The organism is Sorlinia euscelidii (assembly GCF_036452135.1).
GTDB lineage: Bacteria > Pseudomonadota > Alphaproteobacteria > Acetobacterales > Acetobacteraceae > Sorlinia > Sorlinia euscelidii.
Genome location: NZ_JAWJZZ010000002.1, coordinates 380938 through 406898 on the forward strand (window position 1 = coordinate 380938; position 25961 = coordinate 406898).

Sequence of the window (25961 nt, forward strand, 5' to 3'; positions counted from 1 at the left end):
CTGACCACTGTTGAATCGTCAATCGCAATTATGCTCTCAAACGCAGCTAAAAATAGGCTGACAAACAGATGCGCGTCCACCGGCCGAGGGCGCGACGGCGGACGATTCAGCACGGCGCAACAACAGTATTTTGACGCGGCCGTACGACAATTTCCCGGGCTATATTAATATTTGAGAGCCACCTGAGGCGAAGCGCGCTTCGCCAGATTGACGGTGCTGACATTATGCAGGTTATGATGCGTGCATTGGTCACAGATGCCCTCAATTTCCACAGTGGAATGGTGCCGCGTAAAACCCAATGCCGCGGCGGTTTCGGCAATCGCCTCTTCAATGTCCCCGCCACAAATCTCCCGCACATCATGACATTGAAGGCAGATGAGAAACTGCACTTTGTGCCGCGGCGCATCCAGGCCGTGTAGAGCCCGCGTGTGGGAGCAGGCAATGAAAGCGGCCAGGCGTTCAAGCCGGTGGATCAACCCGCGCGACAGCAGAAAATCCAAAGCGCGGTACACGGTGGGAGGTGCGGCATTTCGGCGTGTCAGCCTGAGCTCTTCCAGGATGTCATAGGCACCGACGGGGCGGTCATGCGACAAAATGAGGCGCAGAACCTCACGCCGGATGGCCGTCATCCGAATATTGCTGGCTTTGCACTCCTCTTCCGCCGCGGCGAGGATCGCTTCAATTTTCTGTTGATCGTCTGAGGTTTTCCCGGACGTTTTCATGACAGCGCTATTTCCTGGATTGTCATTTTGAGAAGCGGGCCTCTATATTCGCATGGAATGAGATGTAACTATGTAACGTTTGTGAGGGTTCAATTGCGCAGCGTCGCCATCGCTCTTATGATCCTCCTCCTCAATGTCCACAATGCGACGGCGCATCCACTGCGCGTTGTCTGCGTTGAAGCCGTCTGGTGCAATATCGCGTCGCAACTGGGTGCTGGTGTCATAGTAACGCAGGATCTGACCTCACGCCAAGCGATCGACCCGCATTTTCAACAGATTTCCGCAAGCCAGATCAAGCGTCTCAGTGAAGCAGATTACGTGATTGTGAATGGCGCCGGATATGATGACTGGGCCGCCCGTTCCATCCACGCGCTCGGGAAAAAGCCGTCTTCCATCATCGCCATCAGTGCGCTCGCCCCGGAAGTGGCACGCCGCAACCCGCATCTTTATAACAGCCTTGATGTGGTCGCACGCTTCGCGCGGCAATGGACTTCGACACTCATGCAGGTTCTGCCGCAAAACCGTGATCGTCTCATCGCTAATCAAAATCTTTTCTTGAAGGATCTCTCTGCCCTGCGTGACAGAATTGCGATATTGCGCAAGCGATTACAGGGAAGCCGGGTCGCGGAGAGTGAGCCCGTGTCTGCACTTCTTCTGGAAGATCTCGGCCTGAAAACCATGGATCGACGATTTGCTTTGGCGATCATGCATCATACAGAACCGTCGCCTCAGGACGTCGCCCGTCTGGAGGCTGATTTTCAGAACCATGATGTTCGCGTCTTTATCGTCAACGCGACCGTTTCCGCGCCATCGGTCGATGCCCTCAAAGTCAAAGCCCGGCACGCCGGCATTCCAGTCATCTACAGTGCAGAATATCCCCCTGAAAAGAAAAGGTGGCAGGATTGGATGAATGACCAGTTATCGGCTCTGGATCAAGCCTTGCCATGACAGATATTGTGTCGGCCCATCGGACAATTGACACTGGCATTGCGTCGCGGCCGGTTATTGAGATTTCCGCCCTGCGCATCGGTTTCGGGAAGCATGTCCTCCTTGAAAAGGCTGATCTCTGCCTTCATGAAGGGCAATTAGCGGTTCTGATGGGGCCGAATGGCCACGGAAAGACGACATTTCTCCGCACAATTCTTGGTTTGCACCCCTGCATGGCGGGCTCCGTCAAAATTCTCGGTCGTGCCGCGCAATTGGGGCGGGCTGGGATCGGTTACCTCCCGCAGGGACGTCGTGTGCCCGTGCCACAAATAACCGCGCTGGACCACGTAAAATCGGCATGGCGAGGCGACCGTCTGGGTCCCCTTAATTTCTCTTCCACCTGCCATAAAGATGTGATGCGCGCCCTTGAGCTCGTAGGGGCGCCGGGCTTCGCGCATCGGCCCATGGGCTTCCTCTCAGGCGGGGAAAAGCAGCGTATATTTTTAGCCATCGCCTTATTGGCGCACCCCAAAATCCTGATCCTCGATGAGCCGATGACAAGTGTCGATGCGGAGGGGCAACAACAGATTGTCTCCCTTCTGGCACGGCTCTGCCGGGACCTTCGTCTAACTATCCTCATGAGCACGCATCACCTCGACCCGTTCCGTCTCACCCCCCATCTGGCCCTCCATCTGACGCAATGCCGGTTGGAAAAAGCCGATGCTTGAATTTGACTTCATGCGTCACGCCTTTCTCGCTTCAGCTTTCATCGCGATCTCATGCGGCGTGGTCGGGTGGTTTCTGGTGCTGCGTGGCCAAAGCTTCGCCGGTCACGCCCTTTCCCATGTCGGTTTCACCGGCGCGACGGGAGCCGTCCTGATCGGCCTGTCGCCCCTTACCGGGATGCTCGCCATCACCTGCGTCACGGCCGTTTTTATGGGGTGGGAGGCTACCTCCGCGTCACGGGCCACCCCGCCGCCGGATCACGCACGGGATAGTTTGACGGGCCTCGTCCTCGCGGCAAGCCTCGGGATCGGGCTTCTGTTCTTAAGCTGGCAGACATCGCCAGCCAGCAGCGCAACGTCACTTTTATTCGGCAATCTGTTCGCGGTGGATCGCGCTTTACTGACGCCACTGATCGCCATCTCGGTGACCAGTATCGCACTCATGATGTTGATTGCGCGGCCTCTGCTGCATGCCAGCCTCGACCCCGACCTCGCCATGATTCAGGGCGCGCGGAAACGCTGGATCGCGGTCGTTTTTACGCTCAATGTCGCCCTGGTGACATCTGTCTGCGCCATGATGACCGGCATATTGCTCGTTTTCGCACTGCTGGTTGGCCCGGCAGCCACAATATTGCGGTTGGGCTTCTCGCCGCTTATGGGCGTTTTCTCATCTGCCATGCTGGCTTTGGCACTGGCATGGGCGGGGCTCGCCCTGTCCTGGTGGACGGATGCACCGCCTTCATTCTGGATCAGCGTCGGGTCCGCTCTCTGCTATGGCCTGGCGTGCCTCATCATGCGGCGACGGACCTACACTAAAACCGCTCGCGCCGCTTTCATCGATTGATTAAGGCGACCAGAACGATGAAGGCAACAAGCAGGCTCTGCATGATGATCAGGTGTTTCACACCGATCACCGGGATATCCATGCGATTTTTTTTTGGCGCGGCCATGCAGGTCTTCTCTCTGCAAAATAAGGTCTGATATTGTCAGTCATGTCGGGTGCGATGAGGTGCAGTTCAAGCTTTATCCGCTAGGAACACCCATCGGCATTTCCTCCCCGTTCGGATTTTGATCCGCCGGGCTGAAGTAACTGTGACTGAGGATACATTTTTATATCCTTAATTTTCAATGACTTGTTTATTCCGCAATATTAGCAACAAAAAAAATCTTTAAAAAAGAAGATATTTCCAAACGTTGGTGTCGACTTGAGACGGTCTTGTCACGCGGTCGCTTTGATGCATAAACCTTAAAAAACTCTCAATGACAATATTTCAGCCGAGGGCATTATGTTTTTCGCGCGCGTTTCCGATAAGGAAGAATTCCTGCTACGTTACTGCCTTTTTCTGCTTCTCATCGGGTTATTTGTTTATCCGATCATTCACGCGAATTTTTACCTCATCGACGATCACGGGCGCGCTCTGAACCCCTATATCGGCATGGCCGCGAACGGGCGATACCTCTCCGAACTGCTTTTCATCGCCCTGAATACGTCGTGCCATCAGCATGATATTGCCCCACTCACGCAGATCCTGTCCGTCGCGATCCTGTCTCTCTCATTGACATCGCTCTCCATGGCATGGCGCTTTAATCGTCTTTCGGGCCTTCTCGCCCTCAGTTTCATTGTCTGCTCGCCCTATTTCCTTGAAAATCTTTCTTACCGTGTCGACTCGCTTTACCAATCTTTGGCGCTCGCGACGGCGATTGCAGCCCTTTCTCTCTCCGTGCCGATGACGGGCTTGCGTCGCTATCTGACCGTGGCGCTGATCCTGTTTCTGACCGTCAATTTATATCAGCCCGCGGTGAATGTGTTCCTCGTCCTGCTTTGCCTCGGCACGCTTTTTCAGATGTTGGAAGGTGGCATCAAGGTCGCGTCGCTTTATTACGTCAAAAATCTTCTCTGTCTTGTCGCGGCGCTTTGCGCCTATAAGGCCGAGACATTTCTTCTGCATCTGGAAGGATTTAATTTCGATTATCTGCACCTGCACGCTGCGACGACATCCAATCCCCACCTCGTCGCGCGCCACATCGTCCAATTCCTCAAATTATATCTCAATGAGTATGCGCGAGGTAATCACGCGCGGATCCTTCTCATCGGCCTGGTCGGCGGTGTCACAGGTCTCGGGTTTCAGGCTTACATATCCCGCGGCATACGGGGCGGTATCTTCGCGGGTTTTTTATTGGGGCTGGCCATACTCTCCATGCCGGGCGTCATGTTGGTCCTCGCTTCACCCGTCTTCGATGCACGCGTGCTGATGAGTGGTGGCGCATTTCTGGGCCTGGCAATATGCTTCCTCCTCGGTCGGGATGCGGCATTCAGAGGCTGGCGGCGCGTGCCGATTTTGCTAAGTGGATGGATGCTGCTTACCCAATTGATGATGGCTTACGAGTGGGGCAATGCTGCACACGCCCAGGCGCTTTTTGAAAACAGGCTCGCCGCGGAGATTGTGGAGGATGTATACACGGCCAGTCACGGGCGGCCCGTCGCGCTGCGCGTCTTCTCATCCTGGGGGGATTCAGACCCCGTCCCGGTTGATCCAAAAGCGCGCGTGATTTTTGATCATCGCGCCTCACTCCATCTGGACGCGCTTTTACCGATGTTCAAAATCTGGGGATGGAATGGTGTCATCCTCAAAGAATTCGGCTTGCAGAGCAACGCGACATATCTCGGCTTTGATGAGGAGAGTCCTGTCTTTTCGATGACGGAGGCCGCGGCGATGCGTCATTCATGCCGTTTTGAACATCAGATCGCCCGGCGTTATTACAGCCTTTACCAGGCAGGCGACCGCATTCTGATCGATTTCAGCCGCGCCTGTCCCATCCGATGATCACTTTGCGTAGACGCGCCTCTTTATGAAGAGAGGCCGTTGTTTTGCCTCCATATAGATGCGCCCGATATACTCCCCCAACATCCCGATACTCATGATCTGCACGGACCCGAAAAAGATCACGGCACAGAAAAGGGACGGGTAGCCGGGTGCATTGGTCCCGGTGATCAGGGTCCGCACGAGGATGAAAAATCCATATAAGGCCGCCATGCAGGCGCCGGAAAAACCAATATATGTCCAGATTCTCAGTGGAATCGTTGAAAACCCCGTTATGCTTTCAAGCGCGAGATTCCAGAGGGCGAGCCCGGAAAAGGATGTTTTACCCGCGAGGCGGGGTGGGCGCGTATAATCAATTGTTTCGGTGCGAAATCCAACCCACGCGAACAGGCCCTTCATAAATCTCTGGCGTTCCGGCAATTGCGCCAGCGCGTTGATGACGGCGCGGTCCATAAGGCGAAAATCACCTACATTTTCAGGAATTTTCACTTTGGAAAGAGCGTTATGGACGCGATAAAACCAGGCAGCGGTCAGACGCTTCGCATGGCCGTCAGATGACCGGTCCACACGTCGCGCGAGAACGACATCCGCACCGCCACGCCATTTTGCAAGCATCTCAGGGATGAGGTCCGGCGGGTCCTGGAGATCCGCATCCATGACGATGACGGCATCGCCCTTCGCCTCCAGCAAACCTGCGGTCATGGCCGCCTCTTTACCAAAATTGCGGGATAGTTCCACGATTTTGAAGCGTCCGTCTTTGCCATGAAGCGCAATCAAACGTGCCAGGCTGTCATCCTGACTCCCATCATCGACGCAGATGACTTCCCATTCTTCTAAAGCGAGATCTTCAAGAATTGGTGTGATCGTGTCTGAAAAGCGTTCCACATTCCGGCTCTCATTGTAGAACGGCACGACAAGAGAAAGAGATTTCATTTTCGACATTGCCTCAATACCTGCGTTCATCGTCTGGCCGTGCTGGCAAAGAACCTTAATAGCATAAAATCTTTACGCTGTTGATGCGGTGACGACCTGCTCGATGATTGTAAAGGCCGATTGCCCTTTGAAATGAGAAGCCTGATCAAGACGCGGCGGCCCAGGTGTCGGCCTGCTGAACTCTTTTTACGGGTTCCATGCTGAAAGGTGGCGAGCCCCTCACAGCGCGATGCCGTGCAAGCATCTCCTCATCCCGCTAATTTGAACTGAATCTAAGGCCGTGCAAGCTCGTAGAGCGCGACAGAGGCGGCGACAGAGACATTGAGACTTTCCATATCACCTTGCATGTGCAATCGCGCGATTTCATCACAATGTTCCCGGGTCAGGCGACGTAAACCTTCCCCCTCCGCCCCGAGGACGAGCGCCGCGCGTCTCTCCCCCAAACCTTCCCGCGACAGGATGCTGCCGCCGGTATCCAGGCCGATCACCCAATGACCCGCTTTCTGCAGTTGCGCGATCGCGCGGGACAGATTGACCTCACGCACCACCGGAATCACATCCAGCGCGCCGGACGCGGCTTTTGCCATGACCCCGCTTTCCTGCGGGGCGTGGCGGTCCTGAAGGATAATGCCCGCCGCATTGAAGGCAGCGGCAGAACGCAGAATGGCCCCGATATTGCGTGGGTCGGTCACCTGGTCGAGGATCAGGATCGTCCCCTCCCGATCGGACAGGTCCTCAATCGCGGATGGCGCTAGAGGGGCGACGCGCAAGGCGATGCCCTGATGCACCGCATCGCGACCACAGAGAGGGTCAATGCGGCTGCGATCGACAATCTGCGGGGCCACGGCCTGCATGATCTCGACTTGAGAGAGCGCTTGCGCAGTTTCTCGTGTCACGAGCAGTTCATGGGCCTGACGTTGCGGATTTTTGAGCGCGGATGACACGGCATGTAAACCGTACATCCAATAACCGGCCTGTCCCTTCTGGCGGGGGGCGGCTGCGTGCTCCGTGTGGCGATCGCGTTTATTCTGTCTCGACATGGTTCACTCTATAAGCGAAGTCGCGCCCGCCGTCATGTGACAAAAGCGGCCTGCTTTGACGGAAGGGCGTTGACAGATCGTGTAGAAAGCCATATCCCGCAACGACCGAACGGAGAGGTGCCCGAGTGGCTAAAGGGGGCGGACTGTAAATCCGCTGGCGTACGCCTACGTTGGTTCGAATCCAACCCTCTCCACCATGATCCGTTATCACGGTTTCTCATCCCTACTCACAACCCTTGATTTCCCCCGGTTTTCCGCCATAAACTTCTCTCATGGCTTCTCGCCCCTTGTCATGCAAGCGCACGAATTTGGGGGCAAATTTGGGGGTCACAAAAAAAGGGGTGGGGGCATCCGGGCGAATTCTTACAAAATCCGCTTTCGTCGCGCTTGACGTTAATGCCAGCCTCACCTCTCACCTATTCGACGAAATCCTCGGCCCGGTAGCCCTGCGCGAAAAGAAGGCTTCGCAACGTGGTGAAATTGACCTGAAGCGATACTTCCGCCCTTAATTTCGGCTTACCGTGAAAGGCGATGCCGAAACCGGCATGGTGCAGCATCGGCAGGTCATTGGCGCCATCACCGGTTGCCAGCGCCGCGGAATTCTGTGCGCCGCGCTCAGCGAGGAGGCGAGTCAGATGCGCCTTTTTACTGTCAGGTCCGAGGATGGGCGCGGCGAGGCGTCCGGTGAGCGTGCCATCCTCAATCCCCAGCACATTTCCATAATGCTCATCAAACCCGCAAGCCTCTGCGACGCGGGAGGTAAAGAACGTGAAACCGCCCGAGACGAGGGCGGTGCGGGCATTATGGGCGCGCATGGTTTTAACGAGCGTTTGAGCACCCTCATTGATTTGCGTCGTCTTCCAGACATCTTCAAGCAAGGCGGCGGGGTGCCCGCGCAGCAGGGCGACGCGCTCCGTCAAAGCGGCTGCGAAATCGAGCGCGCCGTTCATCGTCGCGTCCGTGATGCGTTTTACCGCGTCCCCGCACCCGATTAGGGCAGCGAGCTGGTCCAGCGTTTCATCCGCGACGATGGTGCTGTCCATATCAGCAATCAGGACGGCTTTACGTCGGCCGCGCTGTTTGACAAGCAGCGCATCAACCTGATGAGGGGCCAGCGCGGCGCGGATCGTGGCCGGGGTCGCGGCGCCCGTGCCGGGTTTGCCGCAGGGGATCTCAACAGCTTCCCCCTCTGACAAAATGACGGGCCGCGCCCCTTTGACCATGGCGCGGGCAATATCAATGGCTTCCGGGGGAAGGGTCCCCGCTTTGCGGTCAAAAATAAGGACGAGTGCGTAAGGGTGGGTCATGAACTCGCGGAAACTTCTTTTCTGTGTCACAAACGACGCATGCAACACACGCCGACCGCGCTTATTGTGGCCGGACCGACGTGCTCCGGCAAGTCGGCTCTGGCATTTTCCCTCGCGCAGCTTTTTGACGGGGTCATCATCAACGCGGATTCCATACAGGTTTACAGGGATCTGCGCGTATTGACCGCGCGCCCGTCAGAGGCGGAAATGCAAGCCGTGCCGCATCGCCTCTACGGGGTCCTTGACGCAGCGGAAAATGGAAGTGTCGCCTGGTGGCGTCGCCGCGCGCTCAATGAGATGGAGGCGGCCCTGGAACTGGGCAAATTGCCGATCTTCTGCGGTGGGACGGGCATGTATCTGCGAGCTCTTATTGAAGGATTGGTGGAAGTGCCTGAACCGGGGCCGGAAGCCCGCGCGCAAGCCCGCGAAAAACTCGCGGTTGAAGGACCCGAGGCGCTTTACGCTGCGCTTCAGTCGATTGACCCCGATGCGATCAGGCGAATCGCGCCGGCAGATGGTCAGAGGTTGGCACGCGTCTGGGAGGTGTGGCGCGGCACAGGCAAAACCCTGAGCTGGTGGCGTCAGAAATCGCGCCTTCCCGCGGCGTCATGTCGCTTCATCGCCCTGCGACTCGACCCACCGAGGGACGCGTTGCGCGCGGCCATCGCGGCCCGTTTCGATGTCATGCTGGATCACGGTGCGATTGAGGAGGTCACCGCTTTACGTGCCCGCAATTTAGCGCCTTCCCTCCCTGCCATGCGCGCACATGGCGTGCCGGAATTGGTGGCATTCCTCGATGGAAACATGACCCTGGCCATGGCGCGTGAACGCGCGACCCTGGCGACGGGACAATACACAAGGCGGCAGGCCACGTGGTTTCGACATCACGAACTTGCGAGCGATTCGTTCACGTATAATTTATCGCAAAGATTTGAGCAATCTACGCAATTTTCGGAAAGAACGTTAGAAGATTTAGAAATATTTATACGGATGCGATTGACGCGCTGTTGAATTTTGCGGTAATCCCCCTTTCTCAAAAGGGAGGTCGGTTATGTCCGATTCAGATCATCCGGTCGCGACATCGTCAAAAACGGCACAAAATGGCGCGCAACAGCTTCTTGACCTGCTGGTTGAGCACGGTGTTGATGTTATTTTCGGCTATCCCGGCGGCGCGGTCCTCCCGATTTACGATGCGCTGCACCAGCGTGACGATATACGCCACATTCTTGTCCGGCATGAGCAGGCGGCCGTCCATGCTGCGGAGGGCTATGCCCGCGCCACAGGCAGGCCCGGTGTCGTGCTGGTGACAAGCGGCCCGGGCGCGACAAACGCCGTGACCGGTCTGGTCGATGCCTTGATGGACTCCATCCCGATCATCTGTATTTGCGGGCAGGTCCCTTCCGCACTGATCGGCAATGATGCGTTTCAGGAAGCGGACACAACCGGCATCACGCGTCCCGCCACGAAATATAATTACCTCGTCAAACACGGTAAGGACCTTGCACCGATCGTTCGGGAGGCCTTTCGTGTCGCGACGACGGGGCGGCCCGGCCCTGTGCTGATCGACCTCCCCAAGGATATTTCAGTCGGTAAGATTGAGGCGGCGCCCTCGCGCTTTGATAGCCGGAGACGCCCTTACGCGCCGCAGACCCAGCCTGACCCTTCCGCGATCCGGGAAGCGGTCGCGATGATGAAGAAGGCGCGTCGACCTCTCTTTTACACAGGGGGCGGGGTAATCAATGCAGGGCCGGGTGCCTCCGCCGCTTTAAGTGAATTGGTGCGTAAAACCGGCTTCCCCGTTACCTCAACCTTGATGGGCCTCGGCGCTGTCCCGACGACGGACCCCCATTTCCTCGGCATGTTGGGGATGCATGGCAGTTATGAGGCCAATCTGGCGACGCATGGTTGCGATCTTCTCATCGCGCTGGGCGCGCGATTTGATGACCGCGTGACGGGGCGGGTCGACGCATTCTCTCCGGGGTCACGCAAGATCCACGCAGATATTGACCCCGCGCAGGTCAATAAAATCATCCGCGCGGACCACGCCCTTATTGGTGATGTCGGTCTGACCCTTCAGGCATTGAACGAGATGTGGGACGGTGGGCCAAATGAACTGTCTGAATGGTGGCAGATAATTGATGGCTGGCGCGCCGTCGATAGTTTTGCCTTTAAACAGGATATGGACCCGGCGGCCATCATTCGGCCCCAACATGCGATCAAACGCCTTTACGAGGCCACGCAGGCGGTCAAAAAAGATGTATATGTCTCGACGGAAGTCGGACAACATCAGATGTGGGCGGCACAGCATTTTCATTTCGATGCGCCGAATCACTGGCTGACGTCGGGTGGACTGGGAACAATGGGTTATGGCTTGCCCGCCGCGATCGGCGCGCAGATCGCCCACCCGGAGGGGCTGGTCATTGATATTGCGGGCGAGGCGTCTATCCTGATGAATATTCAGGAGCTCGGGACGATGGCGCAATATGATCTGCCGGTCAAAATCTTCATCCTGAATAACCGCTATATGGGCATGGTGCGGCAATGGCAGGAATTATTGCACGGCGCACGCTATGCCCATTCCTACAGCGAGGCCCTGCCGGATTTCACCCGTCTTGCCGAGGCGTTTCATGGTAAAGGCGTCAGGGCGACCTGCGTCGGGGAGCTGGATGAAGCGATTGAGACGATGCTGACGCATAAGGGCTCCGTCGTTGCTGAAATCTGTGTGAGCCCTGATGAAAATTGTTTCCCCATGATTCCGTCAGGGGCGGCGCATAATGAGATGCTTCTCGGGCCGGACCGTCAGACGGACGCTGCGCGGATCACCGATGAAGGCATGATGTTGGTTTGATGAAAGAAGAACGCATAAAAACGGCGATCATCGCCGTGATCATCGAAAATGAGAGCGGGGCGCTGGCCCGGGTTGTCGGGCTGTTTTCAGGCCGCGGCTATAATATTGAGAGTCTCACCGTCTCGGAAATCGACTCGGCCCATCATATGTCACGCATCACCATCGTGACATCAGGCACGGAGATGGTCATCGCGCAGATCAAGGCACAGCTGGAACGTCTCGTTCCGGTGCATGGCGTGCTTGATCTGAGTGAACCGGGGCCGCATGTCGAGCGGGAGCTGGCGTTGATTAAAGTGGTCAATCGCGGTGACCCGCGGACGGAGGCCATGCGCATCGCCGATGCTTTTCATGCCCGCATCGTCGATGTTTCCGCGACATCCTGCGTGTATGAAGTCACAGGATCGAGCGATAAAGTGACGGCTTTTATCGAGCTGTTGCTTCCGCTCGGCGTGATAGAAGTCGCGCGGACCGGCATCGTCGCCATGACACGCGGCGCACAGAAATCATTTCAGGCAGACTGATTTACAAAGTGAGGGAGAACACCGATGCGTGTTTATTACGACCGTGACTGCGATCTCGGCTTAATCAAAAGTAAAAAACTGGCCATTATCGGTTACGGGAGTCAGGGACATGCCCACGCGCATAACCTCCGTGATAGCGGCGTCCGTGACATTGTCGTCGCCTTGCGGCCAGACTCGAAAGCTGTCGCGAAAGCACAGGAGGCCGGATTTAAAGTAATGTCCCCCTCCGAGGCCGCATCCTGGGCTGATGTGGTCATGGTGCTGACACCCGATGAGGGGCAGGCCGATCTTTACAAAGAGCATCTGGAGAAAAACCTGAAACAGGGGGCCGCCCTCGCTTTTGCGCATGGTCTGTCGATCCATTTCCGCCTCATCGAAGCACGTCCTGATCTGGATGTTTTTCTGATTGCGCCGAAGGGCCCGGGCCACACGGTGCGGTCAGAATATCAGCGGGGTGGTGGCGTGCCGTCCCTTGTTGCGGTGGCGCAGGATGCATCCGGGAATGCGCTCGATATCGCGCTCTCTTACGCTTCGGCCAATGGCGGTGGCCGGGCCGGCATTATTGAGACAAGCTTCAAGGAGGAGGTCGAGACGGATCTCTTCGGTGAACAGGCGGTTCTCTGCGGTGGGCTGGTGGAGCTGATCCGGGCCGGATTTGAAACGCTTGTCGAAGGCGGTTATGCGCCCGAGATGGCGTATTTTGAGTGCCTCCATGAGATGAAACTCATCGTTGACCTGATTTATGAAGGCGGTATCGCCAATATGAATTATTCGATTTCCAACACGGCGGAATATGGTGAATACGTCACCGGCCCCCGTATCGTGACCCCGGAAACGAAAGCTGAGATGAAACGCGTCCTGACGGATATCCAGAATGGCACGTTCGTACGGAATTTCATTCAGGAAAATCAGTCAGGTGGGATCGGCTTCAAGGCCATTCGCGCACGTAACGACGCGCATCAGATTGAAAAAACGGGTGAGAAACTGCGCGCCATGATGCCCTGGATCGCGAAGGGCAAACTGGTGGATAAAGCTCGAAACTGAAGCCCTGCCTGACGGCCGCCTGCACCGCGTCAGGCGGTCGTCACAGAGTTTAAGAGGCGCTGCGGTGGCGCCCCCTGACGCGCGCAGACTTATTTTCCGACTTTGTCCGGTTGCGATGGCATCGTCGCCTTTTCACCCTGATTTTGCGCCGGATGATCCTGGCGGAAGAGATCCCATTCTTCAATGATGCGCCCGTCGGGAAGGTGGCACAAAGCGTGCACGCCTTTTTCGTCCCGGACCATCTGCAGTCCGCCGCCTTTCTGGATGCACCAGGTCGATGCCGGATTGCGCATACCCGTGTGCGCGTTGGAAAGCAGAAAATCCTCGCGGGAGCACGCGACGAGAAGCGGCGCCGCCAGGGCAACGCCGATCATCGCGGCGCGCCTGAACGGAACGATATCAGTGCGCTGGTGCCTGATGGGTGAAAAACCGGACATATTTCTCTTCAACTTCAAGCTCTTTCAGCGCTTCCGCGAATTTCTTGAAATGCGGCATTTGCAGATGCGCGTCAAACGCGGCACGGTCTTTATAGGTTTCGTGCAGGACGATGGCGGATTTGTCGTCATTATCCGTCAGAACATCGAAACCGAGGCAACCTTCCTCATCACCGAGAGAATGGCGGCTGTCGAACAGGCAGAGTTCAAAGAACGCGTCAAATGAATCTGGCGCGACGGAAAATTCAGCGAGTACGATGAAAGGTTTTGACACAATCATTTCCTTAAGTTTTCGATAGTTGATTTAGAACCGGAGTTCTGCCAAGAGTAAAGCCTCGATTTACGGGAGAGGCTGGTTTTGACCAGCGCCGAAGGAGCAACCGCCCCGGAAACTCTCAGGCAAAAGGACCGGAATCGTTTTACTTCTGGAAAGAGGCGTCTTTAAGGCGTCCGCCGAAGGGATAGCGATCTCAGGCGAACCGACAGAAGGGGCAAAGATTTCAACCTCTCTCAGGAGGCGTTCGTCTTTGTCCCAAACATTGTGTCGCACAGCTCTCCACGCCCTCCATCTCCGTCTCGGCGCAAAAATGGTGCCTTTCGCCGGGTTTGACATGCCGCTTCATTTTAAAGCGGGGTTGATGGCGGAGCATCTCCACACACGCCGTGCGGCCGGATTATTTGACGTCTCCCATATGGGGCAGATCGAAATCACCGCGCGTGAAGGCGGGTTCGCTGCCGTGGCGACCGCTCTGGAAAAACTCATTCCAATCGATATTGCGGGTCTGGAAAATGGCCGTCAGCGATACGGGTTCTTCACCCTGCCAAATGGGGGTCTCCTTGATGATCTCATGGTGGCGCGACGTGGCGAGGCCGTTTTCATGGTCGTCAATGCGAGCCGTCAGGAGAAGGATCTCGCGCATCTTCGGGCGCATCTTGAGGACCGCATCATCGTCACCCCTCTCAAAAACCGCGCGCTTCTCGCTTTGCAGGGGCCTCTCGCCGCGGAGATCATGAGCGCGCTATGCCCGCCAAGCCATGACATGCGGTTCATGGACGTTATTGATACGGAAATTGATGGCGTTGCCTGTATTCTCACCCGGTCGGGATATACGGGTGAGGATGGGTTTGAGCTCAGCCTCCCCGCCGCGCAGGCCACTGCCGTCGCGGAGAAAATCCTGTCCGATCCGCGTGTCCTGCCGATCGGTCTGGGCGCGCGTGACAGTTTGCGGCTTGAGGCCGGATTATGCCTTTACGGGCAGGACATTGATGAAAACACCACCCCTATCGAAGCGTCCCTCCAATGGGCGATCCCGAAATGCCGCCGTGCCGGTGGGACGCGGGCAGGGGGCTTCCTCGGAGACGACGTGATCCTGAAAGAGCTGGCAGGAGGGCCTGCGCAATGTCGCGTTGGCCTTGCTGCAACGGGACGCGCACCGATCCGCGCCGGGGAGATGCTTTACGCGGACCCGGAAGCGAAAACACCGATCGGCAAAGTGACTTCCGGCGCTTATGGCCCATCTTTTAACGGGCCGGTTGCCATGGGCTATGTGACGCCGGCTTTCAAAGAGGTCGGGCAAACGATTTACGCGGCCCTCCGCGGGAAGGTGATGGACGTCCACATTGTCGGCCTGAATTTTGTCCCCCCCGGTTACAAGCGATAATGAGCGGAGAATGCCGAATATGATGGTTTTTTACACCCCGTCCCATGAGTGGGTCCGTCTGGATGGTGATGTTGCGACGGTGGGCATCACCCGCCACGCTGCGGAAGAATTGGGAGAGCTCGTCTTCGTTGAAGCCAAGGATGCCGGGACATCACTTGCACAGGGTGAGGCGGCGGCTGTTGCGGAATCGGTCAAGGCGGCTTCCGATATTTATGCGCCGGTCGCGGGTGAGATTGCCGGGTTTAATGAGCAACTTTCCGACTCCCCGCATCTGGTCAGTGAAGATCCTGAGGGGGCGGGGTGGATCTTCACGCTCAGGATTACGGATCGCACCCAATTGGACGGCCTGTTGGATGCAACGGCCTATAAAGCCTCCCTCTAACCCAGTCTGCCGACCAGGCGATTATGTCGGCCTGCCTTCGTGATTCTGCCCGCAAGGAGTTTCGTTTCCGTGTCGCAACGCGTTCCCCTTTGGCCTGCGTCTGCGGACGCGCCCTTTATCGACCGCCATATCGGGCCGCGCTCGCGCGATATCGACGCTATGTTGCAAACGCTTGGCCTTGACAGTCTGGACGCGCTGATTGACGCCACAATACCGGCTGAAATCCTTGATCGCGACGGGCCGCGCCAATCAGCGCGCCGCATTGGTGAGGCGCTTACAGAAGCGGAAGCTCTGACAAAATTACGGGAGATGGCCCAACAGAATATTGTCATGCGCTCCATGATCGGGCAGGGATATTACGACACGCTCATGCCTGCGGTAATCCAGCGCAATATCTTCGAAAACCCGGCCTGGTATACGGCCTATACCCCGTACCAGCCGGAAATCAGCCAGGGCCGCCTTGAGGCGCTCATCACTTTTCAGACCCTGGTCAAAGATCTGACCGGGCTGGATATTGCCAACGCATCTTTACTGGATGAGGCCACGGCCTGCGCGGAGGCGATGACATTGTCGCATCGTGTCGCCCGCGTGAAAGGCAATGTTTTCTTCGTCGATTCGGACACGCACCCGCAAATTATCGCTGTCCTGCAAACGCACGCCGCACCGCTGGGCTGGCAAATCATTGTCGGCAGGCCAGAGGACGCCGCATCGCGCGACGATATTTTCGGAATTCTGCTTTCCTATCCCGGTAGCTCCGGCGCGGTGCGGGATGATCGGGACCTCATCGCGCGCCTGCGGGATCGCGACGTCATCATCACCATGACGACGGACCCGCTGGCGCTGCTTCTGCTGAAACCCCCCGGGGAGATGGGGGCGGATATTGCTGTCGGTTCCATGCAGCGTTACGGCGTGCCGATGGGTTTTGGCGGCCCTCACGCGGCTTTCATGGCGGTCAGGGAAAGCTTCAAGCGGCATATGCCGGGGCGGCTGATCGGTGTTTCGCGCGATTCAGCGGGGCGCCCTGCTTATCGTCTGGCCCTGCAAACGCGTGAGCAACATATAAGGCGGGAAAAAGCGACCTCGAACATTTGCACCGCGCAGGTTCTGCTTGCCGTGATCGCGGCGATGTATGCGGTCTATCACGGCCCGGAAGGCCTGCGCGCCATCGCGCAACGTGTGCATCGCCTGGCGTCGATCCTGGCAGCGGGGTTGCGCAAACTGGGTGTCCCGCCTGTTTCGGATGATTTTTTCGACACGATCACCGTCTCAGTCGGTGACGATGCTGATGCAATCCTGAAGCGCGCGGAAGTGGGCGGCATCAATCTGCGGGATGCGGGCGGCGGCAAAATCGGCTTATCCTGCGATGAAGTCACGTCGTCAGAAGATATCAAAATATTATGGCGGGCTTTCGCGCCAGATGCAGATGTGGAGGCGCTGGCGGCCGAAATCACCGTGCCGCAAACGTGTTTCCCTTCGGTTCTGCAACGGGAAGGGGCGCTTTTGACGCACCCTGTCTTTCATCAATATCGATCAGAGACGGAGATGATGCGCTATCTGCGTCGCCTCGCGGATCGTGACCTTGCGCTTGACCGGACGATGATCCCGCTGGGCTCCTGCACCATGAAGCTCAATGCGGCGACCGAAATGATGCCGGTCTCCTGGCCCGGTTTTGCCGCCATCCATCCTTACGCGCCCGCGCATCAGGTAAAAGGATATCACACGCTTTTTGCATATCTTGAGCAGGCGCTCTGCCGTGTCACGGGCTATGACGCTGTGTCACTCCAGCCGAATTCCGGGGCGCAGGGGGAATATGCAGGGCTGCTGGCCATCCGGGCCTATCATAGGGCGCGCGGGGAATCGCAGCGCGATATCTGCCTGATCCCCGCATCGGCGCATGGTACGAACCCGGCTTCGGCCCATCTGGCGGGGATGCGAGTCGTCGTTGTGGCCTGCGATGCGCAGGGCAATGTCGATCTTGATGACCTCAAAGCGAAACTCGCCATCCACAAAAACGCCGTGGCGGCGATGATGATCACCTACCCCTCAACCCATGGCGTGTTTGAAGATCACATCGTGGCCCTGTGCCACCTGGTGCACGCGGAAGGAGGGCAGATCTATCTGGATGGCGCCAATATGAATGCCCAGCTCGGGCTCGCTTACCCGGGTCTGTTTGGCGCGGATGTCTCCCACCTCAACCTGCATAAAACATTCTGCATCCCGCATGGGGGCGGGGGGCCAGGCATGGGCCCGATCGGCGTCAAAGCGCATCTTGCACCTTACCTGCCCGGTCGGCCTGAAAAAGGCGGCGCGCACGCCGTGTCGGCGGCCATGTATGGCTCAGCGTCCATTCTGCCGATATCAGCTGCCTATCTCATGATGATGGGCGATGCTGGGCTAAGGCGCGCGACGGAACTCGCCATACTGAACGCCAATTATATCGCGCATCGGCTTGAACCTCATTTCCCCGTCCTCTATCGTGGTCGACAGGGTTACACAGCGCATGAATGCATTATTGATCTGCGCCCGATCAAAGATGAAACCGGTGTCACTGTCGACGATATCGCGAAACGCCTGATTGATTACGGTTTTCATGCGCCGACCATCAGCTTCCCCGTGCCGGGCACATTCATGATTGAACCGACAGAGTCGGAAAGCCTCGCGGAGCTGGATCGCTTTTGCAATGCCATGATCGCCATACGCGCTGAAATTGCGGAGATTACCAGGGGCGATATCGCGTTGGCGGAAAGCCCGCTCCGCCACGCCCCTCATACGTTGCGTGACCTCACGCGCGATTGGCAGCGCGCCTATACGCGTGCGCAGGGATGTTGCCCGATGGGGGGGGGTGACGCGGACAAATATTTCCCGCCCGTCAATCGCATCGATAATGCCTGGGGAGACCGGAACCTCGTCTGCGCCTGCCCTGATCCCTCAGCCTATGAGGATGTGCCGGCTACGGATTGATGTCGGTGGGTCTCTTGTTACCCGCGTATCAGAATGTAGTTGATGGTCATGTCGATATCAAAATGGTCACCGACCATGTCCGGCGGGATCGGCGGGAGCTGCGCATGCATACTGAAGATACTCATGGCAGCGGCATCCAGCGCGTAAGAACCTGATTGCCCCGTCACGCGGACGGACTTCACGCGACCCTGTCGGTCCAGCACGACATGAAGGGACGACTCCCCCTCCTCCCCATTGGCCACGGCGTCGGCAGGGTAGAAGAGCCGACTTCGGATCCAACGTGAGAGCTCCTCCCCGTAATCTTCACTGACGCCACGGATTTTCCGGACGGAAAGGTTGGGCGAATTCACCGTCCCATTTTTGACGAGAGGCCCGTAGGACATATCGACGGGCCCGTGTGCGCCGCCATAGCGTCCTGTGCGGCGGCGGGGAGAGGGTGAAGCGTCATTATAATCCAGGCTCGCCATGTTCTCGAAGGGATTTCTGGATTTCGGCGCGCTTCGGCGACGCTGGGCATGACGCGGCGGAAGAGGCGGCGTCGGGTGCGGCGCGTCGGTCGGGATGGCCGCATCTGTCGTGGCGGGGCGGGCGGGTTCACTCGTCTCGTCGGGCGGCGAGAGCGGAGACATGGGTTGCGGTGTCGCGCTGCCGGATGCCGCGTCCCGCGCAACCTCATCCTGAAGGTCTTCAGAACTTCGCGCGGGCTTGCCATGCGACGGCAAACCGGCATTCTGCGCGCCTGCATCACTGTTATTCTGAGGCCCCTGCATCGCGCCCTGCATGGGGGTATCGAACGTCACTTCCACCTCATCCGGCAGATCGCCTTGCGCGTGCCCGCGGAAATCAAGATGCCGCGATTGCCAGATCAGCAGGGTGACAAGACATAAATGCAGGATGATCGTGCTGAAGAACGGCCCTGAGAAAGAATTTTCGGGCGCGGCGCGTGGCGTGAGTTTTGTGCGGCTCGGGTGCAAGCGGGCGATGGCGGGGATCGGCGGCACATATTGCGCAAACCGGCTCCTGATCGTCGCCTTCAGCGGCGCTTCAGCTACAGGTGCAGAGCGTTGTGTAAACAGGCGCGGCTCAACGCGGCGCGCCGCGTCGCTGTGACGCCTCTGGAGCTCCGAACGGGTTTCGGTCGATTTAAAGTCCGGCGTGCGGTTCAGCGGAGCACCTGCGTCATAAAAATCATAACAGGGCCAGCGCGCTTTTTACCGCGTCCGGCCAAGGGTCGATATGGCGTCACCGCCCGTATTTAATACCCGTCGATGCGCCCTCTGAAACGTCACCGGCGCTTTACCTGCCTTTAACGGCGCGGAGCTGATTTCAGTACGCGTCGAGGAAAGTCGTTAAAAATGAACTGAAGGTTTCAGGGTCCTCGGCGTGCAGCCAGTGACCGACCTTCCTCATCGTTTCAAGCTGGTGATTGGGGAAAAGTTTTTTCATGATATCGAAATGCTTTTCCGAGACGTAAGGCGAATTCTCACCCCGGATGAAAAGTACGGGCCCATCATAGACGTGCCCCTCCGGCACGTAAGGCCAGTTTTCAATGTTGACAATGGACTCGGCAATTTCCTGCAACCCCATCGTCCAACCCGGGTCATCGCCCAGTCGGATATTCTGAAGAAGCAGATCACGGACCTGTTGCGACTCAACGACGGTGCTCAAAAGATTGTTCGCGTTCGCCCGATCCAGGCGTTTAGGGAATTTGAGCTGAAGCAGATCGAGCGCCAGCTTGCCCTGACCATGCCCGGTCCGTGCCGGAGCCATATCACCGATGACGAGGGAGGAGACGAGTTCCGGGTGCTCAACGGCGAGGAGCATCGCCACTTTTCCCCCCATTGAATGTCCGATAATGGCGGCTGGCATCGCATGATGGGCAATGATTGTCTCTGCGACATCCTGCGCCATGGCCGGGTAATCTCCCGGACCATGCGGACTGTCACCGTGATTGCGTAAATCAATGGCGAGTGTGCGTCTTTTTTCAGCAATGCGCCGCTGGAAAAACCCTAAATTACGCGCGCGACCATAAAGGCCGTGCAGAAAAACCACGGGCGGGCGTGAATTTTCGACTTCTGGCTTGCGTTCTATCACGTTTAACAACACGGTCGGTCTGAACTCCGGTTTTCCAGCCACCTGGCATCGTCCTTTCCCAGGACGTTGAGGATAAGTAGTACTGCGTCAGGCGGGGCAGTTCAACGCCCAAGCGCGCCAGAGGACAAACTTCCATGTCGCTTGATGATCATCGCACGAAACCTGCCTCCCAACGCTTCCTTGCGCCGCTTCACCTGCGCGCGCTCGTGCGACGTCATGAGGTCTGGCTGGTTGCACTCGCCGTGTCGGTTGGGGCGTTGGCGGGTTTATGCGTGTGGCTGATGACGCTGACAACGCGCCTTGCCCATAAAATTCTCTTCAATATTTCGGGAAGTGGGCGTCTATCAGGCGTGGAGCATATCATGTGGTGGCGTGTCCTGATCATCCCCGCCCTCGGTGGGCTGGTTTTGGGGCTTTATAATCGGAGCCGACTTCAAAGGCGGGGCGCGCAACCTGTCGACCCCATTGAAGCCAATGCGCTCCATGGAGGGCGCATGTCCGTGCGGGATAGCTGCGTCGTCGCCTTTCAAACGTTCCTCTCCAACGGGTGCGGCGCCTCTTTGGGCCTTGAAGCCGGTTTCACGCAGCTCGCCGCCGCATTCGGCTCCCGGGTCGGAACAGCTTTTCGCGTGCGAAAGGAAGATCTGCGCATCCTTGTCGGATGCGGGGCTGGCGCGGCGATCGGTGCGGCGTTCAACGCGCCGATGGCAGGCTCGTTCTATGCCTTCGAATTGATTCTTGGCAGTTATTCCCTCGCCAATGTCGCGCCCATCGTTGTTGCAACTCTTTCCGCGATCGGCATGACGCATCTTCTCGGTTATGAAACGCAATTATTGACTCTACCGGCTTTCGAAACATTTGAGTGGCAGGATGTCCCCCCTGTCATCGCCTTGGCCATCATCTGCGCTCTCCTGGGGATCGTGATCATGAAAGGCGTCGCGCAGGCGGAGCTGATTTTTCAGAAGTTCGTCGCGAAGTCGTGGCTTCGGCCCATGATGGGGGGCATCGTCGTCGGGTGCCTCGCCCTTTACACACCGACTGTCCTTTCCGGCGGACATGCGGCGATGGGGTTGGTTTATGACGGTCAATTCACCCTGCTTGTCGCGGCAAGCTTCCTGCTCGTCAAAATCATCGCATCCTGCATTTCCATCGGTGCGGGCTTTCGTGGCGGATTGTTTTTTGCGTCACTTTATATTGGCGTTCTGACAGGGGATATTTTTCACGCCATTTTGCGTTCGTTGGGGGCGGCCCATCTTTCCCCCCAATTTGCGATCACGGTCGGGATGGCCGCCATGGCCACTGCCATCATTGGCAGCCCGATGGCTATGGTGTGTCTCGCGCTTGAAATGACCGGGGATTTCGCGCTCGCCATCGGTGTCCTGCTTGCAAATGTGATGGCCATGCTGACAGTGCGGCGCCTCTTTGGCTATTCCTTCGCGACATGGCGCTTTCATCTGCGTGGCGAGACGATTCGTTCCGCCCTTGATGTCAGCTGGATGCGCCGTCTCAACGTCAAAAGCATGATGCGGGCGCCGGATGCCGTCATGCCATGCGACACATCCATCCGCCAGGCCAGATCATCGATTCCACTTGGCGCCGCGCGCGGTGTCGTCGTGGTGGATGCGGCGCAGAATTACGTGGGCATCGTTCAGCTCAGTGACCTTCATCATGACGTGCACGCGGCGGATGAGAAAATCGCATCGATGACCATGCTGCATCAGCATTTCCTTACGCCGACCATGAATATTCAGGAAGCCGTCCATATCTTCTCCCTCGCGGAAGCGGACGCGCTCGCCGTTGTCGCGTCATGCACCGATCGCAGATTGCTCGGTATATTAACGGAGAAATATGCGTTGCGCCGTTACGCGGAGGAATTGGACCGCAATCGACGGGAGTGGGCGGGCGAGGCCCGTCTCCGGCGGGACAGCCCGAATGCCGCGTAACGGGGCGCGCCGGTTTTTCGGGTTATGCCCGGGCCTGGATGCGGCTTCGCGCGGCCTTGTTTAAATACCATGTTGTTGAAAAAAACGCGTGACTCCACCCGATACGGCCCTGCAGCGATTGACATGCTGCAACTTCATGGCTAGCAACCGCGTCACCAAGGCAGCTCATATGACAAGGGGATGCGGCGGTATGGAATTACCAAAAGAAGATGGCGCTGATAAGCCCTCGCGATCACAAGAGGGACCGGCGGCAAGCTTCGATCAAAGGCTGGCTCAAGCCGAGTCGCGCCTGGGTCCGGACCCGTCTATGCGGGATAAGGCCGACGCGGCATCGGGCGAAAACGCGGGAAAGGGCGATATGTCCCTTTTCGGCTTTGCTGCGCGTATCGGGACCGAAATGGTTGCCGCGCTCGTCGTGGGTGGCCTGATCGGTTACGGGCTTGATCGACTATTAGGATTCCGTGCCTTGTTCCTCGTCATTTTCGCCCTTGCCGGGGGGCTGCCGGCACGTTAAACGTTCTGCGCGCCGTCAAGCAGGTTCATATCTGAGGGGCAGGTGCAGGGCGGTCATCAGTTTTACAGCCATCGTGACCGGTGGCTGAGGTAGAAGCGGGAGAGGCAGTTTGGCCGCCGAGAGAACGATCGACGCACTCAGTCAGTTCGAGCTTTATCCTGTGCTCGGGCAAGTGGGTGCGGCACTTCAGATCAGCCAATCCCCTGTTTTCATGGCCATCGCCGTCCTGATCGTGCTGGCGCTGCTTTATGCAGGCATGCGCCCCGCCGCCGTCGTGCCGGGGCGACTCCAGGCCGCGGCTGAAATTGGCTATGAGTTCATCCATAATCTCGCTGTCGAGACAATCGGGCCGAAAGGGACGACATTCTTCCCTTTCGTTTTCGCGATCTTCTTCTTCATTCTGGCGGGTAACTATCTCGGCCTGCTGCCTTACTCATTCACCTTTACCAGCCATATCGTCATCACGGTGGCGTTGGCGCTGATGGTGTTTGCTGTCTCCATTCTGGCCTCACTCCGATATCAGGGTTTCGGGTTTTTCACGCATTTCATGCCGGAGGGGGCGCCGAAATTGCTGGCGCCGCTGCTGATCCCGATTGAGATCATCTCATTCCTGTCGCGCCCGGTCAGCCTTTCCATCCGGCTTTTTGCGAATATGATGGCAGGCCACGTGTTGCTGGAGGTGTTTGCCGGTTTCACCATCATGCTGGCCGGGGTCGGGATTTTCGGCCCCGTGCTCGCCGTGGCGCCCGTTGCGATCAACATCGCCCTGATGGGGCTGGAATTGCTGGTGGGTCTGTTGCAGGCTTATGTCTTCGCCATTCTCACCTGCATTTATCTGCGTGAGGCCGTGACACATTAGTGTCGCCGCCTCGATATCTCTTGTTTGTTTGATAAGGAAGTAACTTCATGGACGTCTCAGCTGCTCGTGAAATCGGTGCCGGTATTGCTGTCATCGCCCTTGCCGGTGTCGGTATCGGGCTCGGCAATATCTTCTCGACCCTCGTAAGCTCGATTGCGCGCAACCCGGCGTCGCGCCAGCATGTTTTCGGGCTTGGTATGCTCGGCTTCGCTCTGACGGAAGCTGTGGCGCTCTTCGCGCTTCTGATCGCCTTCCTCATTCTGTTCGTCTGAGATCGGGTTATTTCGGCATGCCAAGGGCCACACGATCATCATCGACGCGTTTCGGGATTCTGTCCCGTGCGCTGATTTTGACATCGGGCGTTTACCCCGCTTTCGCGCGGGCCGAAGGCATGCCCCAGCTTGACTTCAAAAACACGCTTCTGCTGGGCCAGGTCTTTTGGGGCGCGATCATTTTCATCGCTTTCTACCTTGTGCTCAGCCGTTCGGCTTTGCCGCGGGTGGAGCGTGTTCTCACGGATCGTCGCCAGCGTATCGAGGGTGACCTTGAGACGGCGCGCCATGCGCGGCGCGGCGCTGACCACGCTGTGGAGGAGTTGCGTCGCGTCCGTAAGGAAGCCGCTGCCCAGGCACAGGAAAACATCGACCGCGTCCTCCGTGAAGCCCGTGAAGCCGCGGAGTCGGAAAATCGTGCCATGGCCGAGCGCCTGAACCGCGAGATCGTGGAAGCTGAAAAGCGCATCGCGGCGGAACGGGAGGCGGCCATGGCGGCCCTGCCAGACGTTGCCACGTCAACAGCTGAGGCGATCATCACCAAAATCCTGACGCCAACGCAGGCAGCCACCACGCCATCCGGCCAGGCCATTCGGGAAGCTGTCGCGCGGGCGCTTCCGCGTCAGTCAGATTGATCGGAGGGCACTATGCTTCACGACCAGAGATTTTATGTCGCTGTCGCCTTTGTGTTGTTCTTCGTCTTTTTCGGACGCAAGATCTGGCGGGTGGTGGCCTCAGGACTGGACAGCCGGGCCGCGCAGGTGCGGCGGGACCTTGATGAAGCAGGCGCTTTACGCCGTGAGGCTGAGAAGATGCTTGAGGACGCCACGCGCAGCCGTGAGGAAGCGATTGCCGACGCCAAAACCCTGATCGAAAATTCCCGACGTGAAGCTGCCATGATTGCCGATGCCGCCCAGCGCAAGGCGGAGCAGGTTATGCAACAGCGGGAGCGCCTCGCCCATGATCGCATCGCCGCTTCCCGTCGCGCCGCCATTCAGGACGTAAAGGAAGTGGCATCCAACGCGGCCGTCACGGCTGTACGGTCCCTCATGAGTCAAGACGTTGCGCGGGATGATTCGCTGGCTCGAAATCTGTTTGATCAAGGTCTTGATGCCTTGCCGGCTGCGTTGAATGGGCATGACGGAAAAACGGCGAAACGCCACTAACGCATTCGGCGCGCTCCGGCGCTTCCGAACAAGATCGGGATGAGGTAAGCTCCAGAAATGTCCCGCCCTCTCTCGATTATTATCGCTGTTTTGAACGAGGCCCGCAATATTGGGCCGGTTTGCGCCGAACTGTCAAAAATGGCGGCGTCATTCCCTGAGCATGAAATCATCTTCGTCAATGACGGCAGTACGGATGACACATTGGCGTCGCTGCGTGCGGCGCGCGCGGCGGGGCTGACGCAGATGCGGATCATCAGTCACGATCGGCGTCTTGGCAAGTCCGCGGCGCTTCGTACCGGGATTGAGGCGGCCCACGGAGAATGGATTGCCACGATGGATGGTGACGGGCAGGATGACCCGGCAACCATCATCACAATGTATCGCGCTGCTACACAGTTTAAGGAGGCTGAGGCCCCGATCGTTGTCGGTGTGCGGCGCAAGCGACGTGACGGGCTCTCCCGTCGACTGGCCACGCGCTTCGCAAACGGATTGCGACAGAAACTGCTGAAAGATGGCTGCCCGGACACCGGGGCCCCCATGAAGCTTTTTCGGCGGGACATGTTTATGCGCCTGCCGCAATTTGAGGGTTTGCATCGGTTCTTACCCGCCTTGATGGGCACTTACGGTGCGAAGCTGATCTGTATCGAGACAAAACACCGGCCCCGCCTGCACGGCGTCTCAAAATACACAAATTTCGGCCGCGCCTGCGTGGGGCTTCGCGATATGATGGGTGTTGCCTGGCTTCAGAATCGCACGCGCCTGCCGCGCCAACTTACGGAAGAATAG

26 protein-coding genes, 1 tRNA gene and 1 riboswitch are annotated in these 25961 nt (G+C 57.8%); of the genes, 19 read left to right on the forward strand and 8 right to left on the reverse strand.

Going from position 1 to position 25961, the window contains the following annotated elements; translation table 11 throughout:
• Positions 1–164: 164 nt before the first annotated feature.
• Positions 165–722 carry a transcriptional repressor gene (locus tag CGLAMM_RS05290; RefSeq protein WP_394818994.1) on the reverse strand — a complete coding sequence of 186 codons (558 nt, stop codon included), beginning with the start codon at positions 720–722 and terminating at the stop codon, positions 165–167.
• An 81-nt stretch (positions 723–803) separates the two neighbouring features.
• Between CGLAMM_RS05290 and CGLAMM_RS05295 the strand changes: the two genes are divergently transcribed.
• The 4 genes from CGLAMM_RS05295 to CGLAMM_RS05310 all read left to right on the forward strand — a co-directional run bounded on the left by CGLAMM_RS05295 (position 804) and on the right by CGLAMM_RS05310 (position 5199).
• Positions 804–1670, forward strand: a complete 867-nt coding sequence (locus tag CGLAMM_RS05295) for a metal ABC transporter solute-binding protein, Zn/Mn family (protein ID WP_418115454.1) — start codon at positions 804–806, stop codon at positions 1668–1670.
• Positions 1667–2377, forward strand: coding sequence for a metal ABC transporter ATP-binding protein (locus CGLAMM_RS05300; RefSeq protein WP_394818996.1), 711 nt, complete (start codon positions 1667–1669; stop codon positions 2375–2377). The genes CGLAMM_RS05295 and CGLAMM_RS05300 overlap by 4 nt, the downstream gene beginning before the upstream one ends.
• Positions 2370–3218 (forward strand): metal ABC transporter permease, encoded by an 849-nt coding sequence (locus CGLAMM_RS05305; protein ID WP_394818997.1) that lies wholly within the window; start codon positions 2370–2372, stop codon positions 3216–3218. The genes CGLAMM_RS05300 and CGLAMM_RS05305 overlap by 8 nt, the downstream gene beginning before the upstream one ends.
• Before the next feature lie 442 nt (positions 3219–3660).
• A complete protein-coding gene (locus CGLAMM_RS05310) occupies positions 3661–5199 on the forward strand; it encodes a glucosyltransferase domain-containing protein (RefSeq protein ID WP_394818998.1) in 1539 nt (512 codons plus the stop codon).
• Here the strand turns inward: CGLAMM_RS05310 and CGLAMM_RS05315 are convergent, their stop codons facing one another.
• Positions 5200–6129, reverse strand: a complete 930-nt coding sequence (locus CGLAMM_RS05315) for a glycosyltransferase family 2 protein (protein ID WP_394818999.1) — start codon at positions 6127–6129, stop codon at positions 5200–5202.
• A gap of 272 nt (positions 6130–6401) precedes the next feature.
• Positions 6402–7169: a 23S rRNA (guanosine(2251)-2'-O)-methyltransferase RlmB gene (rlmB, locus tag CGLAMM_RS05320; protein WP_418115455.1), complete on the reverse strand. Its 768-nt coding sequence runs from the start codon at positions 7167–7169 to the stop codon at positions 6402–6404.
• 111 nt (positions 7170–7280) lie between these two features.
• Here rlmB and CGLAMM_RS05325 point away from each other — a divergent pair.
• Positions 7281–7366: transfer RNA gene (locus CGLAMM_RS05325), tRNA-Tyr, on the forward strand.
• Positions 7367–7585: 219 nt separating this feature from the next.
• Here CGLAMM_RS05325 and serB read toward each other — a convergent pair.
• Positions 7586–8476 (reverse strand): phosphoserine phosphatase SerB, encoded by an 891-nt coding sequence (gene serB / locus CGLAMM_RS05330; RefSeq protein ID WP_418115472.1) that lies wholly within the window; start codon positions 8474–8476, stop codon positions 7586–7588.
• A gap of 39 nt (positions 8477–8515) precedes the next feature.
• Here serB and miaA point away from each other — a divergent pair, with 39 nt between their 5' ends.
• The 4 genes from miaA to ilvC are packed head-to-tail and all read left to right on the forward strand — an operon-like array spanning position 8516 to position 12889.
• Positions 8516–9487: a tRNA (adenosine(37)-N6)-dimethylallyltransferase MiaA gene (gene miaA, locus CGLAMM_RS05335; protein WP_394819001.1), complete on the forward strand. Its 972-nt coding sequence runs from the start codon at positions 8516–8518 to the stop codon at positions 9485–9487.
• Between the two features lie 40 nt (positions 9488–9527).
• Positions 9528–11324 carry a biosynthetic-type acetolactate synthase large subunit gene (ilvB, locus tag CGLAMM_RS05340; protein WP_394819002.1) on the forward strand — a complete coding sequence of 599 codons (1797 nt, stop codon included), beginning with the start codon at positions 9528–9530 and terminating at the stop codon, positions 11322–11324.
• Entirely contained in the window at positions 11324–11845 is a 522-nt protein-coding gene (gene ilvN, locus CGLAMM_RS05345; RefSeq protein WP_394819003.1) for an acetolactate synthase small subunit, read from the forward strand. The genes ilvB and ilvN overlap by 1 nt, the downstream gene beginning before the upstream one ends.
• A gap of 24 nt (positions 11846–11869) precedes the next feature.
• A complete protein-coding gene (gene ilvC / locus CGLAMM_RS05350) occupies positions 11870–12889 on the forward strand; it encodes a ketol-acid reductoisomerase (protein ID WP_394819004.1) in 1020 nt (339 codons plus the stop codon).
• A gap of 89 nt (positions 12890–12978) precedes the next feature.
• On the opposite strand, the gene CGLAMM_RS05355 is transcribed toward ilvC, so the two are convergent.
• Together CGLAMM_RS05355 and CGLAMM_RS05360 are read right to left on the reverse strand one after the other, a co-directional pair.
• A complete protein-coding gene (locus CGLAMM_RS05355) occupies positions 12979–13263 on the reverse strand; it encodes a putative hemolysin (protein WP_394819005.1) in 285 nt (94 codons plus the stop codon).
• A 25-nt stretch (positions 13264–13288) separates the two neighbouring features.
• A complete protein-coding gene (locus CGLAMM_RS05360; RefSeq protein WP_394819006.1) occupies positions 13289–13597 on the reverse strand; it encodes a putative quinol monooxygenase in 309 nt (102 codons plus the stop codon).
• A 59-nt stretch (positions 13598–13656) separates the two neighbouring features.
• Positions 13657–13744: riboswitch (glycine riboswitch) on the forward strand.
• Between the two features lie 106 nt (positions 13745–13850).
• Between CGLAMM_RS05360 and gcvT the strand changes: the two genes are divergently transcribed.
• The 3 genes from gcvT (at position 13851) to gcvP (ending at position 18327) form a co-directional block, all read left to right on the forward strand.
• Positions 13851–14984 (forward strand): glycine cleavage system aminomethyltransferase GcvT, encoded by a 1134-nt coding sequence (gcvT, locus tag CGLAMM_RS05365; RefSeq protein WP_418115456.1) that lies wholly within the window; start codon positions 13851–13853, stop codon positions 14982–14984.
• A 19-nt stretch (positions 14985–15003) separates the two neighbouring features.
• Positions 15004–15366, forward strand: a complete 363-nt coding sequence (gene gcvH / locus CGLAMM_RS05370) for a glycine cleavage system protein GcvH (protein WP_394819092.1) — start codon at positions 15004–15006, stop codon at positions 15364–15366.
• A gap of 69 nt (positions 15367–15435) precedes the next feature.
• Positions 15436–18327, forward strand: coding sequence for an aminomethyl-transferring glycine dehydrogenase (gene gcvP, locus CGLAMM_RS05375; protein ID WP_418115457.1), 2892 nt, complete (start codon positions 15436–15438; stop codon positions 18325–18327).
• A gap of 17 nt (positions 18328–18344) precedes the next feature.
• Here gcvP and CGLAMM_RS05380 read toward each other — a convergent pair whose 3' ends face one another.
• Together CGLAMM_RS05380 and CGLAMM_RS05385 are read right to left on the reverse strand one after the other, a co-directional pair.
• Positions 18345–19328, reverse strand: coding sequence for an energy transducer TonB (locus tag CGLAMM_RS05380; RefSeq protein WP_394819007.1), 984 nt, complete (start codon positions 19326–19328; stop codon positions 18345–18347).
• Between the two features lie 325 nt (positions 19329–19653).
• Positions 19654–20433, reverse strand: coding sequence for an alpha/beta fold hydrolase (locus tag CGLAMM_RS05385; protein ID WP_394819093.1), 780 nt, complete (start codon positions 20431–20433; stop codon positions 19654–19656).
• Positions 20434–20555: 122 nt separating this feature from the next.
• Between CGLAMM_RS05385 and CGLAMM_RS05390 the strand changes: the two genes are divergently transcribed.
• The 7 genes from CGLAMM_RS05390 to CGLAMM_RS05420 all read left to right on the forward strand — a co-directional run bounded on the left by CGLAMM_RS05390 (position 20556) and on the right by CGLAMM_RS05420 (position 25961).
• Positions 20556–22364 (forward strand): chloride channel protein, encoded by a 1809-nt coding sequence (locus CGLAMM_RS05390; RefSeq protein ID WP_394819008.1) that lies wholly within the window; start codon positions 20556–20558, stop codon positions 22362–22364.
• Between the two features lie 190 nt (positions 22365–22554).
• Positions 22555–22878: an AtpZ/AtpI family protein gene (locus CGLAMM_RS05395; protein WP_394819009.1), complete on the forward strand. Its 324-nt coding sequence runs from the start codon at positions 22555–22557 to the stop codon at positions 22876–22878.
• Between the two features lie 109 nt (positions 22879–22987).
• Positions 22988–23737 (forward strand): F0F1 ATP synthase subunit A, encoded by a 750-nt coding sequence (locus CGLAMM_RS05400; protein WP_319806574.1) that lies wholly within the window; start codon positions 22988–22990, stop codon positions 23735–23737.
• A gap of 47 nt (positions 23738–23784) precedes the next feature.
• Positions 23785–24009: an ATP synthase subunit C family protein gene (locus CGLAMM_RS05405; protein WP_319806573.1), complete on the forward strand. Its 225-nt coding sequence runs from the start codon at positions 23785–23787 to the stop codon at positions 24007–24009.
• A 17-nt stretch (positions 24010–24026) separates the two neighbouring features.
• A complete protein-coding gene (locus CGLAMM_RS05410) occupies positions 24027–24644 on the forward strand; it encodes a F0F1 ATP synthase subunit B family protein (protein ID WP_394819010.1) in 618 nt (205 codons plus the stop codon).
• A 12-nt stretch (positions 24645–24656) separates the two neighbouring features.
• Positions 24657–25175, forward strand: coding sequence for a F0F1 ATP synthase subunit B family protein (locus CGLAMM_RS05415; protein WP_394819011.1), 519 nt, complete (start codon positions 24657–24659; stop codon positions 25173–25175).
• 57 nt (positions 25176–25232) lie between these two features.
• The gene (locus tag CGLAMM_RS05420; RefSeq protein ID WP_394819012.1) at positions 25233–25961 is read left to right on the forward strand and encodes a glycosyltransferase family 2 protein; all 729 of its coding nucleotides are present in this window, start codon (positions 25233–25235) and stop codon (positions 25959–25961) included.

Coding starts and splice junctions, on each gene's coding strand:
- CGLAMM_RS05305 (WP_394818997.1), top strand. CDS start 2,370: ATGCTTGAATTTGACTTCATGCGTCACGCCTTTCTCGCTTCAGCTTTC.
- CGLAMM_RS05300 (WP_394818996.1), top strand. CDS start 1,667: ATGACAGATATTGTGTCGGCCCATCGGACAATTGACACTGGCATTGCG.
- CGLAMM_RS05310 (WP_394818998.1), top strand. CDS start 3,661: ATGTTTTTCGCGCGCGTTTCCGATAAGGAAGAATTCCTGCTACGTTAC.
- CGLAMM_RS05410 (WP_394819010.1), top strand. CDS start 24,027: ATGCCAAGGGCCACACGATCATCATCGACGCGTTTCGGGATTCTGTCC.
- CGLAMM_RS05405 (WP_319806573.1), top strand. CDS start 23,785: ATGGACGTCTCAGCTGCTCGTGAAATCGGTGCCGGTATTGCTGTCATC.
- CGLAMM_RS05315 (WP_394818999.1), bottom strand. CDS start 6,129: ATGAAATCTCTTTCTCTTGTCGTGCCGTTCTACAATGAGAGCCGGAAT.
- CGLAMM_RS05420 (WP_394819012.1), top strand. CDS start 25,233: ATGTCCCGCCCTCTCTCGATTATTATCGCTGTTTTGAACGAGGCCCGC.
- rlmB (WP_418115455.1), bottom strand. CDS start 7,169: ATGTCGAGACAGAATAAACGCGATCGCCACACGGAGCACGCAGCCGCC.
- ilvN (WP_394819003.1), top strand. CDS start 11,324: ATGAAAGAAGAACGCATAAAAACGGCGATCATCGCCGTGATCATCGAA.
- gcvH (WP_394819092.1), top strand. CDS start 15,004: ATGATGGTTTTTTACACCCCGTCCCATGAGTGGGTCCGTCTGGATGGT.
- CGLAMM_RS05415 (WP_394819011.1), top strand. CDS start 24,657: ATGCTTCACGACCAGAGATTTTATGTCGCTGTCGCCTTTGTGTTGTTC.
- CGLAMM_RS05355 (WP_394819005.1), bottom strand. CDS start 13,263: ATGATCGGCGTTGCCCTGGCGGCGCCGCTTCTCGTCGCGTGCTCCCGC.
- CGLAMM_RS05290 (WP_394818994.1), bottom strand. CDS start 722: ATGAAAACGTCCGGGAAAACCTCAGACGATCAACAGAAAATTGAAGCG.
- ilvB (WP_394819002.1), top strand. CDS start 9,528: ATGTCCGATTCAGATCATCCGGTCGCGACATCGTCAAAAACGGCACAA.
- ilvC (WP_394819004.1), top strand. CDS start 11,870: ATGCGTGTTTATTACGACCGTGACTGCGATCTCGGCTTAATCAAAAGT.
- miaA (WP_394819001.1), top strand. CDS start 8,516: ATGCAACACACGCCGACCGCGCTTATTGTGGCCGGACCGACGTGCTCC.
- serB (WP_418115472.1), bottom strand. CDS start 8,476: ATGACCCACCCTTACGCACTCGTCCTTATTTTTGACCGCAAAGCGGGG.
- CGLAMM_RS05390 (WP_394819008.1), top strand. CDS start 20,556: ATGTCGCTTGATGATCATCGCACGAAACCTGCCTCCCAACGCTTCCTT.
- CGLAMM_RS05395 (WP_394819009.1), top strand. CDS start 22,555: ATGGAATTACCAAAAGAAGATGGCGCTGATAAGCCCTCGCGATCACAA.